Origin of the sequence: Actinomadura sp. BRA 177 (assembly GCF_013372625.1) — a bacterium.
In the GTDB taxonomy this organism is placed as follows: domain Bacteria; phylum Actinomycetota; class Actinomycetes; order Streptosporangiales; family Streptosporangiaceae; genus Spirillospora.
The window spans coordinates 72,104-87,986 of record NZ_JABXFD010000264.1 but is presented as its reverse complement, the minus strand read 5'-3'; the positions used below and the strand labels follow the sequence as shown (position 1 = coordinate 87,986).

The following is a 15,883-nucleotide window of genomic DNA, read 5'->3' as shown; positions in this document are numbered from 1 at the left end:
CGCCCGGCCGGGCAAGACGGCACCGACGCCGCACCGCCCCCGTCACCACCCCTCCCCCGCCCCGGTGAACCAGCGCCCAAGCACAAGGGTGTCGCCGGGGAACGGGCGGTAGTCCCCGCTATAGGCCTCGGCCACCAGCCCCGACGGGAATCCGGGGACCCGCACGGGCACAGGACGGAACGACATCACATGGGCGCTGCCGGGCTGTGCCTCGGCGTGACCGCGGTGACCATGGGGTTCGGCCTCCACCAGACGGTCTCGAAGATCCTCACGGCGGACGCCGAGGGGCACACGTCCGTCAGCGTGGGCGTTGACCCGCGAACGTCGGACGGTCTGTCCGAGCAGCAGGTGACCGCGTTGCTGCAGGCCCAGCCCGGTACCGCCCATGTGATGTCGTTCCGTCCTGTGCCCGTGCGGGTCCCCGGATTCCCGTCGGGGCTGGTGGCCGAGGCCTATAGCGGGGACTACCGCCCGTTCCTCGGCGACAACCTTGTGCGTGGGCGCTGGTTCACCGGGGCGGGGGAGTTGGTGGTGACGGAGGCGTTATGTCGTCGGTGCGGTCTCGCTGGGCCCGCCGACGTCGTCGCCGGGGTCAACGTGCGCGACCGCGCACGCTCGGCGTGGGTATTCGTCAACATGCCCCAACCCGCCCCCGGATAGCCCGGGGACAGGTGGATGCGACCCGTGACCGCCCCTCCGTAACGGGCAGTCGGGAGCGTAAACAACGCCCCGAAGGACCGAACGAGCAAGCTCGGTCCCTTCAGGGCCGAGTAGTTGACCGGCCTGTTCGTGCTGTTCTCGCTGATCATCTGCACGGCGGTGGCGCTGGGCGTCCTCAACAGCGTGCTGCGGAACACCCGGGGGCGCAGCCGGGACCTGGGCGTGCTCAAGGCCATCGGCATGGCCCCGCGGCAGGTCGTGGCCATGATGGTGATGTCGATGGCCGCGCTGGGGATCATCGCGGGCGCGGTCGGCGTCCCGTTGGGGGTGCTGGCTCACCACGGCGTCGTGGTGCTGACCGGCGAGATGCTCAGCAGCGGGATGGCCAGGTCATGGATTCACGTCTACCCCTGGTCGCTGCTGGTGCCGCCCGCCAGCGCCGGGCTGCTGGTCGCCGTTCTCGGCGCCTGGGCGCCCGCGGGCGGGGCCGCCGCGACCCGCACCGCCGCCGTGCTCCGCAGCGAATGATCGGCCGCCGGGAGGGCCAGGGCCACGGACAGTCCGCCGTCCGGGTTCGCCGTGGCCCCCACGGTGCCGTCGTGGACGCGGACGATGGCGGCGACGATCGACAGCCCGAGGCCCGCGCCGCCGTCCGACCCCGTCCGGTCGGCGTGCAGCCTCAGGAACGGTTTGAACGGTTCGTCCACATTGTCGGGCGGGACGTTCGGGCCGGTATTGCGGACGACCAGCCTTTCCGCCGACAGGTCGACCTGGACGTCCCCGCCGGGATGGTTGTGCCGGATCGCGTTCTGCACCCGCAGCCCTTCGGCGACCAGATCGGCGAGGAACCGCTCGTCCTCGGCCACGAGAATCCGCATCGTCCCATTGCCGCAGACCCGCGATAAGGCGGCGGTTAACGATCGTTCGCGAGCGAGACGAGGAGGTCGTTGAGCCGGCCGACGAACGCGCCGGGCTCCTCGATGCGGGCACCGTAGGTGAGCACGGCCTGGTCGAACAGGACGTGCGCCCAGTCGGCCAGGCGCGGGTCGTCCAGCCCGCCGTTCAGCCGCTCGACCAGCGGATGGCGCGGGTTGATCTCCAGGACCGGCTGGGGCGGGAGGCCGGAGCCGCGCATCCGCTGCGCGAGGGAGAAGTCGGTCTCCGCGCCGTTCGCGACGATGCAGGCGGGGGACGTGGTGAGGCGGCTGGTCACGCGCACGTCGAACGCCCGGCCGTCCAGGTGCTCCTTGAGCCTGCCGACGAGGTCGGCGTAGTCGGCGCCGGCCTGCTCGGCGGCCTCCTTGTCCGCCGCGTCCTCCAGGTCACCGAAGTCGGGCGCGCCCTGGGCGACCGACCGCAGCCGCCTGTCCTCGAAGTGCGGCAGGGCGGTGACGACGAAGTCGTCCACGGCGTCGTCCAGCAGGAGGACCTCGATGTCCTTCGCGCGGAACGCCTCCAGGTGCGGGCTGGACGCGGCGTCCGACAGGCCGGGCGCGAGCAGGTAGTAGATCTTGTCCTGCCCCTCCTTCATGCGGGACACGTAGTCGCCGAGCGAGACGTTCGCGTGCTTGGTCGAGGTGAAGCGCAGCAGCCGCGCGATGTCGTCCCGGTGGGCGGGGTCGTCCGGAATGCCCTCTTTCAGGGTGGCGCCGAACTCCTTCCAGAAGGACGCGTACTTCTCGGGCTCGCCGTCGGCCATGTCCTTGAGCAGCCTCAGCACCCGCTTGACCGCGCTCGACCGGATGTGGTCCATCGCCTGGCCGCCCTGCAGGATCTCGCGGGAGACGTTCAGCGGCAGGTCGGCGGAGTCGATGATCCCGCGGACGAACCGCAGGTAGCGCGGCATCAGCCGGTCGGTGTCCTCCAGGATGAAGACGCGCTGCACGTGGAGCCGCACGCCCTGCAGCGACTGCGGCAGCCACAGGTCGTACGGGGCTTGGGACGGGATGAACAGCAGCAGCGTGTACTCGTACCGTCCCTCCACCTTCACGTGGACGTGGGCGAGCGGGTCGGCGAAATCGTTGGTGAGCTGCCGGTAGAAGTCGTTGTAGTCCTGGTCCTTCAGCTCGCTTTTCGGACGTGCCCACAGCGCGGTGGCCTGGTTCACCGGGGTTTCGTCGTCGCCCAGCAGGATCGGCCGGCCGATGTGGTCGGAGTACCGCTTGATGACCGTCCGCAGCCGGTAGTCGTTCAGCAGTTCGTCCTCGCCGTCGCGCAGATGCAGGACGATCGTCGTCCCGCGTTCGGCCCGCTCGACGGCCTCCACCGTGTACTCGCCCTTGCCCTCGGACGACCAGCGCACCCCCTCGTCCGCCGGCAGCCCGGCGCGCCGGGTGGTCAGCGTCACCCGGTCGGCGACGATGAACGCCGAGTAGAAGCCGACGCCGAACTGGCCGATCAGCGCGGTGTCGCCGCGCTTGTCGCCGGACATCGCGCGCAGGAACTCCGCGGTGCCCGACCGGGCGATCGTGCCGATGTTGTCGATCACCTCCTGCCGGCTCATCCCGATGCCGTTGTCGGCGATGGTGATCGTCCCGGCGTCCTTGTCGAACCCGACCCGGATCCGCGGCTCGTCCTCCGGCTCCTTTCCGGCCGACTCGGGCGCGGCGAAACGCTCGATCCGGAACCGGTCGATGGCATCGGACGAATTGGAGATCAGCTCGCGCAGGAATATCTCCTTGTTGCTGTACAGCGAATTGGCCATCAGATCGAGGATCTGGGCCGCCTCCGCCTGAAAGCTGAACGTCTCCTCCGCCTGTACGCTCACCGATTTCCCCTCCTGGCCAGCCGTCCGGACAACCGACCAGACTAGAAATGCCGCCCGACCCGGTCAACCGAACACGGCAACGGGACGGCCGCGAACGCGGCCGTCCCGTGCTGCCGGGCGGTGTGGGTCAGGCGAAGCCTCGGTCGGCGTAGGGGGCGGTGCCGGTCAGCGGCTCGCCGTCGAAGGTCTGGGTGGGCATGGACAGGTCTGGTGGGAATGGGGAATTCGGGTCGAATGCGTCATCTGCGTGCAGGTCGGCGATGAAGGCGTCGATCTTCTCCTCGGTCACGGACGGCATCAGGAAGATGTGCGCCAGGGGGCGCGCCTCGGGGTCGTCGGGCCGCATCTTCATGGTGACCGTCGACAGTGACCATTTGGCCACGATGCCCGGGTTCGGGCGGCGGAAGCGGACCGTGATCGCGAGCGGGGTGCGGGCGATCCAGAGGCCGCCGCGGCCGAACTCCAGCCGCTGCTCCAGCCGGGTGAGCTTCTCGACCAGGTAGTCGGCCATGCGCTGGGAGTGGGTGCTGAGCGCGATCTGCCGGTCGTCGGGGTGCTGGGCGATGTGGTCCCACAGCACGATCGGGGACAGGCCGTTGCGGGAGCCGGCGAACGTGGTGTCCAGCGAGCCGATGTACTCGGGGTTGTCCGGCGGCTGCATCTGGTACTTGATCTTGGTCATGAACGCGCCGCACGGCCACGGGGTCCCCATCCACTTGTGGCCGCTGAACACGAGGGACGAGACCATGTCGACCGGCTTCTTGCCGGGGAGCGAGGACGTCAGGCCGAAGTCGAACTCGGGGACGGGCACGTCCGGCTCGTACTCGTAGCGGGGATCGTGGGCGGCCTTGGCCAGGAACGGGATGAACGCGGCGCCGAGGGCCCCGTCCACGTGGATCCAGAACCCGCGCCGGACGTCATGGTCGTCCTCGCCGTACTTCACGTGGCGCTCCAGGAGCCCGTGCTCGGCGAAGACCGGCAGCAGCCGGTCGCAGACGCCGCGCACGTCGTCGTAGGCGCCCTTGAACGTGCTGCCGAAGTTCAGGCTGACGATGATCGGGTGGCCCTTGGCGGCGAAGAACCCGACGAGCTTCTCCAGCTTGTCGACGTCGATGGAGCCGGGGCCGAAGGACGGGTACTGCTCGTCCGGCTTCCCGTTGGCGGGCAGCGCGGACGGCACCTCGTCCGGCCACGGTCCGCCGAGCGGGCAGTCGTCGGGGTACTTGGCGCGTCCCATCTCGCTGAACGTCGGCAGGTCCAGGACCCGGACCGCCTTGGCGAACGAGTAGTGCGTGTCCTCCGAATAGAAGATCACCGGGGAGTACGCGTTGGGGTTCGCGGGCTCGACGGGCGCGGTGTAGCGCAAGGGCATCTCCTTGCCGGCGCCTTCGCTCTCGCCGAGCAGCCGCTTGCCGGAGAGGTAGTCGCGGGCGTTCCACAGCGCGTACATGTTGCCCTCGGTGGAGCCCATGCTCAGGACGTATCCCCAGCACGACTCCTTGTTTCCCGGGTCGTAGGGGACGCCGTGCCAGAGCCGTGCGAGATAGGACAGCACGGCCTGCTCGACGACCTTGGAGTTGACCTTGTAGCCGCTCTCCTGGAACGGGTCGCCGATGTTGTTGATGTGGCTGGTGAGGAACTGCCCGATGTCGCGCTGGTAGGCGTCCATGTCCTCGGTGACCTGGTAGCCGATCATCCGGTCGCGCCGGTCGGCCAGGTAGGCGGCCAGCCGGCGCAGCACCGTGTCGCGCTTGTCCGGCGGCACCCCGGTACCGTCCAGGACGAAGTCCTCCGGGTCGGGGGCGAACGGCGGCGGCGCCCCCCACACCTGCTGGCCGGATCTGGCCCCGTCCTGCCAGGAGCGTTCGGTGTATTCGGCGGTCTGCCGACCGACTGTCTGCGTCATCGTGCGTCTCCTCCCGGGCGGCGATGCCGCTTCTTTCGGGCAGCGCGGCATCGGCCGTTGTCATGGGGCTGCCCGGGTCACCAGGCTTTCCCGCCGGAACGTCCACCCGCCAGTCCTGGGACGCCGACATTGGCTGCGCCGAATCGCAGAATCTCCGGCGCGTTGACCCTGGTCAGAAGCTGTTTGCCGGATGGGTGCGCGGGGCAGGTGCGCGCTTGCCCCGGACGCCCGCAGTTTCGGTCCTGACAGGTCGTGATCTTGCGAGTAGCATGATTCGAATGGCGGAACGAATGCGTCGCCGGGCCCTTGCCGTGCTTTTCGGCTTGACCATGCTCGTTCCCGCCGCCGCCTGCGGGTCTTCCGCGGACGATGGCACCGGCCTGGAGAAGTCCACGGTCACGGTCGGCTATCTGCCCGCTCCCGACTTCGCGGCATTGTTCGTGGCGCAGCAGAAAGGGTTCTTCCGGCAGGCAGGTCTCGCCGGCCGGGTCGGCGTCGCCCAGGCGCAGCAGGGTGAACCCGTCCCCAAGCAGGTCATAGAGGGACGTTCCGTCGGGCAGCCACGCGTGCGGAAGCCGGGCGCCGGGGCGGGCCGTAGGGGCATAGGTCTCGGGCGTGTGCGGCGGAACCGGCGACCCGTCGTCGACGACGATCGGGGACGCCGCGTAGTGGTACCCGAGGACGAGCCCTTCGCTGTAGAACTCGCCGGCCTTCACCTGCAGCGCGTCCGCCACGTCGCCGGAGTCCAGCAGGGACGCGAACGACGGTGCGAGGAGCTTCTCCTGGGCCGAACTGTCGGCGATGGTCTGCGCGGCTACTGGACGGCGTTCAGGCTCGTAGCTGTCCAGCAGACCGGAACCGCCCCAGCCCTGGAGGACGGCGGCGAGCTTCCACCCGATATTCACCGCGTCGCCCACACACGTGTTGAACCCGTGGCCGCCCCACGGCGGATTGAGATGGGCGGCGTCGCCGACGAGGAAGACGCGGCCGGAGTTGTAGCGGTCGACTAGCAGCATCCGGGCGATCCAGGGGTCGGTGGCGACGACCCGTACCTGCACCCCGTCCCCGGGGCCGATGAGGGAGCGCACCAGTGCCAACGCGTCCGGTGCCGTTTCGCGGGTGTCGACCTTCTGGACGATGGCCCACCAGCGGTCGTCCAGGTCCAGCCGTCCCATCAGGCCGGACACGGAAGGGCTGACGACCCAGTAATGCACCGCAGGGTTCAGGGGAACCTTCTCGGCGAGGCCGGGCGCCTCGAAGACGACGCTGAGGTTGGGCCGTTCGCCGCTCGACCCCGTGTAGGACGCGCCGATCGCCGTCCGGGTGATCCCGGCCGCGCCATCGCACCCCAGCAGGTACTCGGCCGAGATCACGCGCGCGCCGTCCGGCCCCGTGACCGTGGCCCGCACACCCTGCGCGTCCTGCTCGACCCCGGTGACCGTGTGCCCCATCAAGCAGGTGACGGACGGGAGTTCCGCCACCGCTTCCCGCAGCACCTGCTCCACGACGGGCTGCGGCACCTGCTGCCCGTGCTCCGCCCGATCGTCCCGGCGGACGTCGTACAGCCCGAACGCGTTGCGGAACCGGGTCAGCTCCGTCCCGAGGAGCGCGGTGCAGAAGGCGACGTCCTGCGACCAGGAAACGGGCAGGGCCGCGGCGTCCCGCAGCCGTCCGGCGAGCCCCCACCGGCGCAGATGCTCCATCGTCCGGATGCTGGTGCTCTTGGCGCGCGGACGGTCGTGATCGATGACGACCCGCGGCTCGACCACGCAGACTCGAATCCCGCGCCGCCCGAGCTCCACCGCCGCCGCCAGCCCCGCCGGCCCGCCGCCCGCGACCAACACCGAGATCCTCATATCCCCAAAAATAGGGGCACGTGACCGACCGGGATTCATCGCCGGACGTACGGGTAGGCGCCCGGCAAAGCACGCCTCATCGGGGGAGGAACCATGGCCGCGCAAGAAACCGGTCACGTCACCGGGACCAAGGACAAGGACTACAACATCACCTGGTTCGTCGAGCAGTGCCTGAGCAACGCCCTCAGGCTGGACACCTACATCGACGACGCCGAGCGCGCCGACGACCCGGAGCTGGCCGACTTCTTCCGCCGCGCGCAGGGAGAGAGCCGCAAGGGCGCCGAACAGGGCAAGGAACTGCTGAAGCAGCGCCTCTGACCCTGCCGCCGTCTCCCGTCCGGGCGATGACCGCCCGGGCGGGAGACGCGTGCGTTCAGGCGTAGCGGGGGTTGGTGGCGTGCCATTCGAAGCCGCCGCCCATCCAGGCCCGCAGTCCGCGCAGGAACCGCTGGAGTTCCGGGGACGGGACGGCCGCGAGGTCCCGATGGCCCGCCTCGAAGTCGCGGACGAGGTCGTTGTGCAGGGCCACGGTGGTCTCGGTCGCCTCCTCGACCGAGCAGTCCCGGTCGGCGGCGATCAGCAGGACGATGTTGCAGACGGGGTTCTCGTCCGCGGCGTCCTTGGCCACCGAATGCAGATCGTTGACGAGGACGCTCGCGGTGCCCGCCTGGAACGCGGCGCGGCGGACGCGCGGCTCGTAGAACAGGTGCGCCGGAACCTCGTAGCCGCCGACGACGTCGATGAGCGTCATGGACGTGTAGAAGCTGTCGTGCTGGCGTGCCGCCAGGTACTCCCACGCCGGTGGATGCTCGCCGGTCTCCCGCCAGGCCGCGTAGGCCGTCCAGCTCACGAACATGGCGAACGTCGAATAGCAGATGCGCTGGACCTGCGCCGGTGTGGCGTGCCGGTTGAGATGCTGGACGGCCGAGCCGAGCATTCTGCGTATCAGGTCGTCCTGCAGTGCCTCGTTCAGCGGAGCGGTGAAGTCTCCCACCGAGGGGACCGGGTCCATGGCCGGCATCACCAGGGCGAGGCGCGGTGGAAGCAGTTTCGGGACGGCGCCCAGCGCGGTGTCGTCGGCGTAGTAGTCGTCCGCGGCCCACCACGCGGCGTTCAGCTGCGCGGCGACGAGCAGGGCATCGGGATCGTCGGTGTCGGGGTGGGCGAGGGTGACCAGGCGTCCGAACGCCGCCTTGCCCAGCGCGTCGAGCTCGTCGTCCTCGAAACCGCAGTCCCGCGCCCAGGACGCCAGCCGGGCGTCCACCTCGCCGGCCAGCGCGTCGTCGGCGCGTTCGGGAACAGGGCAGTAGAGCGGCGAGTGCGACCCGTCCCCCCATGGCCTCTCGACGTAGCCGGGGCCGCCGGGCAGCGTCCCCGCGAGAAGGTCACCGTGCGGGATCTCGCGGCTGGGGCGTGCGGCGGCGAGCAGCGAGGCCAGGGAGGCCGCCGCGGTTCCCAGGCCGGTCGGCCCCACCGACCAGCCCTGCGCGGACGGCACCGCGCTGCACGGCCCACCGGCTCCCGCCGAAGAGGATCGATCTGGCATCGGCTGCCTCAGATCCGGTCGGCGGCGATGAGCAGGTACTGGAAGCCGCCGTCGCGGTAAGCCTCCAGGAAGGTGTCCTCGATGCCGGTGGCGACCGGCGACTGCCGGCGCAGCTCCCAGTACGGGATCGTCTCGGCGGTCAGGTCGATGACGCTGACGGGCACGAGCCGGTTCGCCGCCATCGCGCGGAAGTAGGCGCTGCGCGGGTGGATGTCGCACACGTAATGGGCGTTGATGGCGGAGACCGCCCTGGACGGGAGCCCGTACACGTCGTTGTAGCAGCCGGTGATGGTGACGTACCTGCCGCCGCGGGCGAGCAGCCGGGAGTGCGCCGCGAACAGGTCGTCCAGGACGACGTACATCGTCGATTCGTTGTTCCAGATCGCCTGGAAGTCTCCCGCCTCGAAACCGGTGTCGAGCATGTTCGCGAAGTGGAACCGGACCTTGTCGCCCACACCGCGCTGGACGGCCTGCGCGTTGGCGAACTCCACCTGGGCCTTGGAGATGGAGACGCCGTCGACCCGGCAGCCGAACGCGGCGTTGGCCATCAGACTGGACCCGCCCCGGCCGGAGCCGGCGTCCAGCAGCCGGTGCTCGGGCCGGATGTCGCCGAGGTGGCCGAGCAGGAACTCCGCCTGGGCGTTCTCCAGCCGGTGCAGCTCGGCGATGATCGCCTCCTCCCGGCCGTCCTCGGCCGCGTCCAGGACGGACCAGTCGACCTCGCCGATGCCGTAGTGGTGGTGGTAGGTGCCCGACACGTCGCCCAGCCGCAGGTTGACCGGGTTCCGTTCGGCGTTCCAGTAGTTGGCGACGTCGTTCTGGTAGACGCTGGCGATGGCCGTCATGGCCGTCCTTTCTGAGACTTCAGCGGGAGGGAGCGGCGATCTCGACGTTCTCCAGGACCCCGAGGGCGTCGGGGACGAGCACCGCGACCGAGGCGTAGGCGGAGACCAGGTACTTGATCAGGGCGCGTTCATCGATCCCCATGAACCGGACGTTCAGCCCGGGTGCGTACTCGTGCGGAAGGCCCGTCTGGCGGAGGCCGACGACACCTTCCGCGTCCTCGCCCAGGCGCATCGCGATGATCGAGGTGGTGAACTCGTCGCTGATCGGCAGCTTGGCGCACGGAAAGATGGGAACGCCGCGCCAGGCCGTGACCGCCTTCCCGTCCACCTCGACGGGCCGGGGGTAGATGCCGCGCCGGCTGCATTCGCGCATGAACGCGGCGGTCGCCTTCGGGTGTGCCAGGAACATCCGGGTGCCCCGGCGGCGGGTGAGCAGCTCGTCCATGTCGTCGGGCGTGGGAGGGCCCCTCCGGGTGCTGATGCGCTGGTCGTATTCGGCGTTGTGCAGCAGGCCGAACTCCCGGTTGTTCAGCAGCTCCCACTCCTGCGCCTCCCGCACCTCCTCGACGACGAGCCGCAGCTGCTGCGCGAACTGGTCCATCGGGTCGCTGTACAGGTCATGGACACGTGTGTGGACGCGCAGCACGGTCTGCACGACCGAGAGCCCGTACTCCCTGGGCGCCGGGTCGTAATCCACGAACGTGCTGGGCAGCGCGGGTTCACCGTCATGCCCGGAGGCCACCGCCACATCGGCCTCGCCCTTCCGGTTGACGGCCCGTCCCGCGACGGCGAGGTACTCGGCGATGTGCGCCCGCAGCTCCGGCGACGCGTCCACGATCTGCCGGAAGTCGTCCCGCGGCAAGGCCAGGACCGTCCCCGCCGTGACGGCCTTGTAGGTATGCGGCCACACCGGCTCGGACTGATGCAGCGCCCAATCACCAAGGTGCGCACCACCGCTGAGCACACCGAGACTCTGAACGCGGCCGTACTCGCCCGCCCCAAGTTGCTCGACTCGGCCATGAGCGATGACGAACGCCTCGTCCACCGGCGCGCCGGCCTCGGCGATGACGTCCCCAGGCCGAACCTCCCTTGGAGCGAACCTGCGCGCCAGCTCATCCAGCGGCCCGCCGAACCCTCGCAGCAGCGGCAGCTCGGTCAAGGTCTCGGGAACGATCCGAACATCGTCCGCCCCGGCCTGGACGAAGCTGACCCGCCCGCTCCCCACGGCGAGCTTGAGCCGCCGGTTCACCCGATACGTCCCGCCGGACACCTCGACCCAGGGCAACTGGCGCAGCAGCCACCGCGGCGTGATCCCCTGCATCTGCGGCACGGTCTTGGTGGTCGTCGCCAGCTTCCGGGCGGCCCGCGTCCCAAGACTCAACCTGTCGCCCGCACCCCCGTCACCGGACACGAACCGCCCCCACTCGACGATGGTTACATTCGGTCATGCGATGGAAGCTAATCGTGATCGCCGGGCTTCTGAAGTGTGCACCCCAGCACAGAAGTCGACACCATAAGTAATGCGAATGTCACACTCTGGCAACCTCGTCGCCTACGGCCGCTTCGAAGGAACGAAGTATGGCCCGGTAAGTCGGATTTCCATCCCTATCGGCGGACGTGTAAGGGTTGTGCGGCATAAGTGCGCGTGGAAGTGCGATGTCGAGGTGGTGGGGACCTGTCGGCATAGCGATGTTTGCCCACATATCCGTGGTCGGCGATCGCCATGCTGATGAAGAGGACCAGCATCCATATTGCGAAGATTGCGAGGAGTACTGCACCCACGATCGCCAGGATGAAGATCACAAGGCGTCCTCGATCTCGCGCTGGGCGGCGAGAGCCTCGCTGAGCAGGTGGTAGGTGTCCTCAACGAGGGTTGCGCACAGCCCGTAATAGATCTCCCGCTGGCTGAGGGGACGTCCGAGCCGGGTGGCGACGAGGCATTCCATCGTCGGGGGCCGGCGGATGTACCACGCCGGATATTTCTCCTGAAGTCGTTCGCGCTCTTGATCGTTCACGAGTCGGGGTCCCCTGCGATTCGATTCGGCGTTTCTAAAAAAAGCCAAGCAGGGAAGAGTTACTGTGAGCTACGAATCGATCACCCCCCCAGCGAGCACCCGAGCCAGTGAGGCGACACCCCCGAGCAGACGGGCCGACACCCGGGAGACACCCCGATGGCACCCTCGCGTGACCCCAACCCCTCCGCCTACCAGGACATGTTCGTCAACGAGCTGCGCGCGAGGCGCGAAGCCTCCGGCCTGTCGCGAAACAAGCTCGCGGCGGCCCTGGGCTGCACCCCGCAGTGGATCGCCAAGGTCGAGACCTTCGAGAAGCCCCCGTCCGAGGGCCTCGCCGACGACCTGGACACGTACTACCAGCTGGGCGGCGCCTTCCGCCGCATGTGGGAAAAGCACCAGGAGGCGCGCAAGAGCCGACTGATCCCGAGCGGCTTCCGTCCACTGGCCGAAGCGGAGCCCGATGCTTCGCACATCAGCATCTATGAGCCTTTGCTGCTTACTGGCCTCCTGCAGACGGAAAAGTATGCCCGCTTCGTGTTGGGCGCGGGTATGCGCGCAGACAAGGTGGATGAGTTGGTCGCGATACGTATGGGGCGGCAGGCGATATTGCAGCGGGTCGATCCGCCGTGGATGTTTGTGCTCATCCGAGAGGCGGTCATACGAGATCTTCGACGCGAATTTAGGGCAGACCAGTGCAAGCATCTGCTCGATGTCATGGAGCATCCCAAGATGGCGGTTCAGGTCATTCCGGCAGATGCGGCGGTGTTTCAGCCGTGTGGGTTTCAGTTGCTCGGCTTTAAGCGAGCGCCGGGCGTTGCGTACGTGGACGGAGTGGGGCAACACGGTCAGGTACTGACGGAGCCGCACGATGTGCAGGAACTTGCCATACTCTTCAACGTGATCCGGACTGCCGCGCTGTCGGGTGCGGAGTCCGAGAACCTGATCCGAACGATCATGGAGAGCACGTGAGCACACCGAACCTTTCGTCCGTCCGCTGGCGCAAGAGCTCTAGGAGTGACTCGGAGGGGGGCGCTTGCGTGGAGGTAGCGGATCTTGCCGCTGCCGTTGTTCTCAGGGATTCGAAGGACCCGGACGGGCCGACACTGGCCTTCAGACGTGCGGCGTTCACGACGCTGACGAGCGACATCCGTGCAGGTAGGTACGACCGGTAGCCAGACGTTTGGGAGGTCGCATGAGCAGGTCTACCCCGTCGTCCGTCCACTGGCGGAAGAGTTCGCACAGTGACTCCGAAGGGGGCAACTGCGTCGAGGTTGCCGGAGTTGCGTCGGTTGTGGCCGTCCGAGACTCCAAGGACCCGGACGGGCCGAAGTTGGCGTTCGGGCGCGTGGCGTTCAGCGCGCTTGCGAGCGACATCCGTGCGGGTAGGTACGACCGGTAGTCAACGCTTGGGAGGTCGCATGAGCACGTCCACGCCGTCGTCCGTCCACTGGCGTAAGAGTTCGCACAGTGATCAGGAAGGCGGCAACTGCGTCGAGGTCGGTGGGGACGGGGTCTCCATCGTCGCGGTTCGGGACTCCAAGGACCCGGACGGGCCGAAGTTGGCGTTCGGGCGCGTGGCGTTCAGCGCGCTTGCGAGCGACATCCGTGCGGGTAGGTACGACCGGTAGTCAACGCTTGGGAGGTCGCGTGAGCACGTCCACCTTGTCGTCCGTCCATTGGCGTAAGAGTTCGCACAGCGACTCATCAGGGGGCGACTGCGTTGAGGTCGGCGGGGACGGGGTTTCCGTCGTCGCCGTCCGGGACTCCAAGGACCTCGACGGGCCGATGCTGGAGTTTGGGCGTGCGGCGTTCAGTGCGCTTGCCGACGACATCCGCAGCGGACGGTATGACCGATAGCCGAACTTGGCGTGATGGCGGTCTGGCGGCGTGGTCAGAGCCAGCCCATGTTGGACTGCTGGGGGAAGCCTCGGTACCAGATGCCGTAGGCGGTGAGCATGACGGCGGCGGGCGCGAAGGCGGGGAGCAGGACGCGGCCGAGGCGGTGCCGGGTCCGCCAGCCGTAGAGGGTGAAGGCGGCGGCGACGCCAATGCCCATGAAGGCGGTGGTGCCTTCGATGGAGTTGGTGGTCCAGGTGATGGCGACGCCGAGGCTGAGGGGCAGGTGGAGCGGGGTGCGCGGCGGGGGAGTGTCGGCGAACGCGGTGGCGAGGGCGGCGAAGACGAGGGCGGTTCCGGCGTACCAGAGGTAGTGGCCGACGGTCTCGTCCCAGAGGTGCGCGGTAGGGCCCGGGGCGGTGTTGTAGACGGAGTTGGCAGATAGATGGATGCCGTGGCCCTCGGTATAGGTGATGGCGCCGATGAGATAGAGCGTCCAACTGCGTCGGTTCGCGCCGGCGGTGTGGAGGGCGGCCGCGGCGGCGAGCAGGACGGTATAGGGGGTGAGGACGTCGATCCAGTCGGCCCACCTGGTTTGCCCGACGGCCCCGAGCGGTGCGAGGGCGAAGCCGAGGTGGTGGGCGAGGTTGTAAAGCACGACAGTGGCGACGAGCCACCGCCGCGCGTGTACTTGGTATGACGCGGCGAGGGGATTGGTCGTCATGCCCGGCAACGTAGGCCCCAGACCGCCCGGCCGTCCGTCCACTGGCGCAAGAAGTCGGTGGAGTGGCTCACGAGTCGATCCGAGTCGTACGGCTCATGGGTCGTCGGCGGAGAAACCGACGTAGATTTCGATGTCCTCGATCGCCTGCTCCGCATATCCCGCTGTACGCGGATCGCTCATTGCCGAGCGTAGCGGGGGAAGCACCCGATCGATATCGATCGACCGATGAATTCTCGCGATATGGCCCAGACAGGTCATGGCCGTGGCGCGGGCCTGCCAGGACGGATGGTCTTTCAAAGCCAGGCAATGATCCTGCACCCATGTTCCGTCCGCGTCATGGAGTGTCAGGGCCACGATCGTCTCTTGAACTGCGTCGTCATCGCCTTCGGCGAGCGCACGCTCCAGTTCGTCCCGCCGCGCGGGTGGCACCTGCCGGTACTCCATTAGAGGATCTTGTCTCGTCCACGCGACCCGCGTCCAGGTCGGACACGGGTCAGGTGCTGGCGCAGGCTATGCAGGTTCGGGTGGCTGGGCGGGCGGCCAGGCGTTCGGTGCCGATTGGTCCGCCGCAGCGTTCGCAGGTGCCGTAGGTGTCGTCGGCGAGGCGGCGCAGGGCGTCGTCGATGTCGGCCAGGCGTTCGCGGGCCCGGCTCAGGGACGACTCGATGCGGGCGCGTTCGAAGGCGATAGTGGCGCCCTCCGGGTCGTGCTCGTCGTCCACCCCCGTCTGGGACGACGCCTCGACGACGCCGTCCCAGTCGCCGCTCAGTGACGCGATGAGTTTCAGCGTGTCGGCGCGATCCGCGATCAGACGCTCTTCCCCCGTGCTCATATCACCTCCAACGCTCGCCGTGTGGTACTCCATTCCAGCCGGTACCGGCTGGGGTACCATGTTCTCTCTTTCGCAGCGTGCGATTCGGCGGGACCCGAGGAATCGCCGCAGGTTCATGTGGATCCAGTTCTTTCGGTACGTGACGTTCGCGGCCATTTCAGCGGCGGCCGGGTTGGTCGGCGTTCTGGGCGGCGACGTTTCAGTGGTATTCACGCCGTTCCTCGTCGCGCTCGGCACGGTTTTCGTCAATTCGGCCGTTGCTCGCGGTCCCGTTCCTGTTCGCCCGCGAAGCCGCCACGCCGCATGCTGCTCGACCCGGCTCCGAACGGGAGACCTGCAGCGTCTCCGTGACGGCGAGGCTGGAGAATCACTTGGGTGAGCGAGATGAGGATTGTTGTTGATGATCTGGCCGGGGCGCGGATTGCGGAGTTTCTGGCTGAGCATGTGACGCAGATGCGTTCTGTTACGCCGCTGGAGAGTAAGCATGCGCTTGACCTCGATGGGCTTCGCGGGCCTGACGTCACGTTCTGGTCGGTCATGGACGGGGACGTTGTCGTGGGGTGTGGAGCGATCAAGAGGCTGGACGCCGTGCATGGGGAGTTGAAGTCGATGCGCACGTCTCCGGCGCGTGCGCGGAGTGGCATCGCGTCCAGGCTGCTCGGGCACATCCTCGGTGAGGCCGAGCGGATGGGGTTCGGTCGGCTGAGCCTGGAGACGGGGTCTGACGAGTTCTTCCTGCCGGCCAGGATGCTCTACGAGAAGTTCGGGTTCGGCTATTGCGATCCCTTCGCCGACTATCGCCCCGACCCGAACAGCGTCTTCATGACGAAGCGGCTCGGTGGTGCCTAGGCGGTGTCCTCGCCGCCCTAGGGGGCGCGCAGAAACGGGTGGCGTCT

General features: G+C 68.3%; 19 protein-coding genes and 1 pseudogene. 9 read left to right on the top strand and 11 right to left on the bottom strand.

Annotated features, from left to right (window positions below; translation table 11 throughout):
* Window positions 1-189: 189 nt before the first annotated feature.
* Both HUX53_RS11535 and HUX53_RS42235 read left to right on the top strand, forming a co-directional pair.
* Window positions 190-660: an ABC transporter permease gene (locus HUX53_RS11535; protein ID WP_176403157.1), complete on the top strand. Its 471-nt coding sequence runs from the start codon at window positions 190-192 to the stop codon at window positions 658-660.
* Window positions 661-774: 114 nt separating this feature from the next.
* Window positions 775-1,188, top strand: a complete 414-nt coding sequence (locus HUX53_RS42235) for an FtsX-like permease family protein (protein WP_303623165.1) — start codon at window positions 775-777, stop codon at window positions 1,186-1,188.
* A 17-nt stretch (window positions 1,189-1,205) separates the two neighbouring features.
* On the opposite strand, the pseudogene HUX53_RS40965 reads toward HUX53_RS42235, so the two are convergent.
* The 4 genes and pseudogenes from HUX53_RS40965 to HUX53_RS11515 all read right to left on the bottom strand — a co-directional run.
* Window positions 1,206-1,538 (bottom strand): annotated as a pseudogene (locus tag HUX53_RS40965) (sensor histidine kinase); the annotation flags it as partial.
* A gap of 35 nt (window positions 1,539-1,573) precedes the next feature.
* On the bottom strand, window positions 1,574-3,427 hold the full coding sequence (gene htpG, locus HUX53_RS11525; protein WP_176403155.1) for a molecular chaperone HtpG: 1,854 nt from the start codon (window positions 3,425-3,427) through the stop codon (window positions 1,574-1,576).
* A gap of 127 nt (window positions 3,428-3,554) precedes the next feature.
* Complete coding sequence (locus HUX53_RS11520; protein WP_176403154.1) at window positions 3,555-5,333, bottom strand: histidine decarboxylase; 1,779 nt, start codon at window positions 5,331-5,333, stop codon at window positions 3,555-3,557.
* A 77-nt stretch (window positions 5,334-5,410) separates the two neighbouring features.
* Window positions 5,411-7,189: an FAD-dependent monooxygenase gene (locus tag HUX53_RS11515; RefSeq protein WP_176403153.1), complete on the bottom strand. Its 1,779-nt coding sequence runs from the start codon at window positions 7,187-7,189 to the stop codon at window positions 5,411-5,413.
* A 93-nt stretch (window positions 7,190-7,282) separates the two neighbouring features.
* Here HUX53_RS11515 and HUX53_RS11510 point away from each other — a divergent pair, with 93 nt between their 5' ends.
* Window positions 7,283-7,507 carry a hypothetical protein gene (locus tag HUX53_RS11510; RefSeq protein WP_176403152.1) on the top strand — a complete coding sequence of 75 codons (225 nt, stop codon included), beginning with the start codon at window positions 7,283-7,285 and terminating at the stop codon, window positions 7,505-7,507.
* Between the two features lie 55 nt (window positions 7,508-7,562).
* On the opposite strand, the gene HUX53_RS11505 is transcribed toward HUX53_RS11510, so the two are convergent.
* From HUX53_RS11505 to HUX53_RS11490, 4 genes are all read right to left on the bottom strand, one after another.
* Entirely contained in the window at window positions 7,563-8,687 is a 1,125-nt protein-coding gene (locus HUX53_RS11505; protein ID WP_176403151.1) for a family 2 encapsulin nanocompartment cargo protein terpene cyclase, read from the bottom strand.
* A gap of 56 nt (window positions 8,688-8,743) precedes the next feature.
* Window positions 8,744-9,580 (bottom strand): geranyl diphosphate 2-C-methyltransferase, encoded by an 837-nt coding sequence (locus HUX53_RS11500; RefSeq protein WP_176403150.1) that lies wholly within the window; start codon window positions 9,578-9,580, stop codon window positions 8,744-8,746.
* A gap of 19 nt (window positions 9,581-9,599) precedes the next feature.
* The gene (locus HUX53_RS11495; RefSeq protein ID WP_309237173.1) at window positions 9,600-10,991 is read right to left on the bottom strand and encodes a family 2B encapsulin nanocompartment shell protein; all 1,392 of its coding nucleotides are present in this window, start codon (window positions 10,989-10,991) and stop codon (window positions 9,600-9,602) included.
* Window positions 10,992-11,379: 388 nt separating this feature from the next.
* Window positions 11,380-11,595 carry a hypothetical protein gene (locus tag HUX53_RS11490; protein WP_176403149.1) on the bottom strand — a complete coding sequence of 72 codons (216 nt, stop codon included), beginning with the start codon at window positions 11,593-11,595 and terminating at the stop codon, window positions 11,380-11,382.
* 198 nt (window positions 11,596-11,793) lie between these two features.
* Between HUX53_RS11490 and HUX53_RS11485 the strand changes: the two genes are divergently transcribed.
* From HUX53_RS11485 to HUX53_RS11465, 5 genes are read left to right on the top strand one after another with little or no spacing between them, the layout of a single operon-like run.
* Window positions 11,794-12,564, top strand: coding sequence for a helix-turn-helix transcriptional regulator (locus HUX53_RS11485; RefSeq protein WP_176403148.1), 771 nt, complete (start codon window positions 11,794-11,796; stop codon window positions 12,562-12,564).
* Window positions 12,561-12,767, top strand: coding sequence for a DUF397 domain-containing protein (locus HUX53_RS11480; protein WP_176403147.1), 207 nt, complete (start codon window positions 12,561-12,563; stop codon window positions 12,765-12,767). The genes HUX53_RS11485 and HUX53_RS11480 overlap by 4 nt, the downstream gene beginning before the upstream one ends.
* A 20-nt stretch (window positions 12,768-12,787) precedes the next feature.
* Complete coding sequence (locus HUX53_RS11475) at window positions 12,788-12,994, top strand: DUF397 domain-containing protein (protein ID WP_176403146.1); 207 nt, start codon at window positions 12,788-12,790, stop codon at window positions 12,992-12,994.
* Window positions 12,995-13,013: 19 nt separating this feature from the next.
* Window positions 13,014-13,223, top strand: coding sequence for a DUF397 domain-containing protein (locus HUX53_RS11470; RefSeq protein WP_176403145.1), 210 nt, complete (start codon window positions 13,014-13,016; stop codon window positions 13,221-13,223).
* Between the two features lie 19 nt (window positions 13,224-13,242).
* Window positions 13,243-13,452 (top strand): DUF397 domain-containing protein, encoded by a 210-nt coding sequence (locus HUX53_RS11465; protein WP_309237172.1) that lies wholly within the window; start codon window positions 13,243-13,245, stop codon window positions 13,450-13,452.
* 34 nt (window positions 13,453-13,486) lie between these two features.
* Here HUX53_RS11465 and HUX53_RS11460 read toward each other — a convergent pair whose 3' ends face one another.
* From HUX53_RS11460 to HUX53_RS11450, 3 genes are all read right to left on the bottom strand, one after another.
* Window positions 13,487-14,155, bottom strand: coding sequence for a hypothetical protein (locus tag HUX53_RS11460; RefSeq protein ID WP_176403143.1), 669 nt, complete (start codon window positions 14,153-14,155; stop codon window positions 13,487-13,489).
* Window positions 14,156-14,248: 93 nt separating this feature from the next.
* The gene (locus HUX53_RS11455) at window positions 14,249-14,599 is read right to left on the bottom strand and encodes a hypothetical protein (protein ID WP_176403142.1); all 351 of its coding nucleotides are present in this window, start codon (window positions 14,597-14,599) and stop codon (window positions 14,249-14,251) included.
* A gap of 49 nt (window positions 14,600-14,648) precedes the next feature.
* Window positions 14,649-14,987, bottom strand: coding sequence for a TraR/DksA C4-type zinc finger protein (locus HUX53_RS11450; protein WP_255205150.1), 339 nt, complete (start codon window positions 14,985-14,987; stop codon window positions 14,649-14,651).
* Between the two features lie 384 nt (window positions 14,988-15,371).
* Here HUX53_RS11450 and HUX53_RS11445 point away from each other — a divergent pair, with 384 nt between their 5' ends.
* The gene (locus HUX53_RS11445; RefSeq protein ID WP_176403165.1) at window positions 15,372-15,836 is read left to right on the top strand and encodes a GNAT family N-acetyltransferase; all 465 of its coding nucleotides are present in this window, start codon (window positions 15,372-15,374) and stop codon (window positions 15,834-15,836) included.
* The last annotated feature ends 47 nt before the right edge of the window (window positions 15,837-15,883 follow it).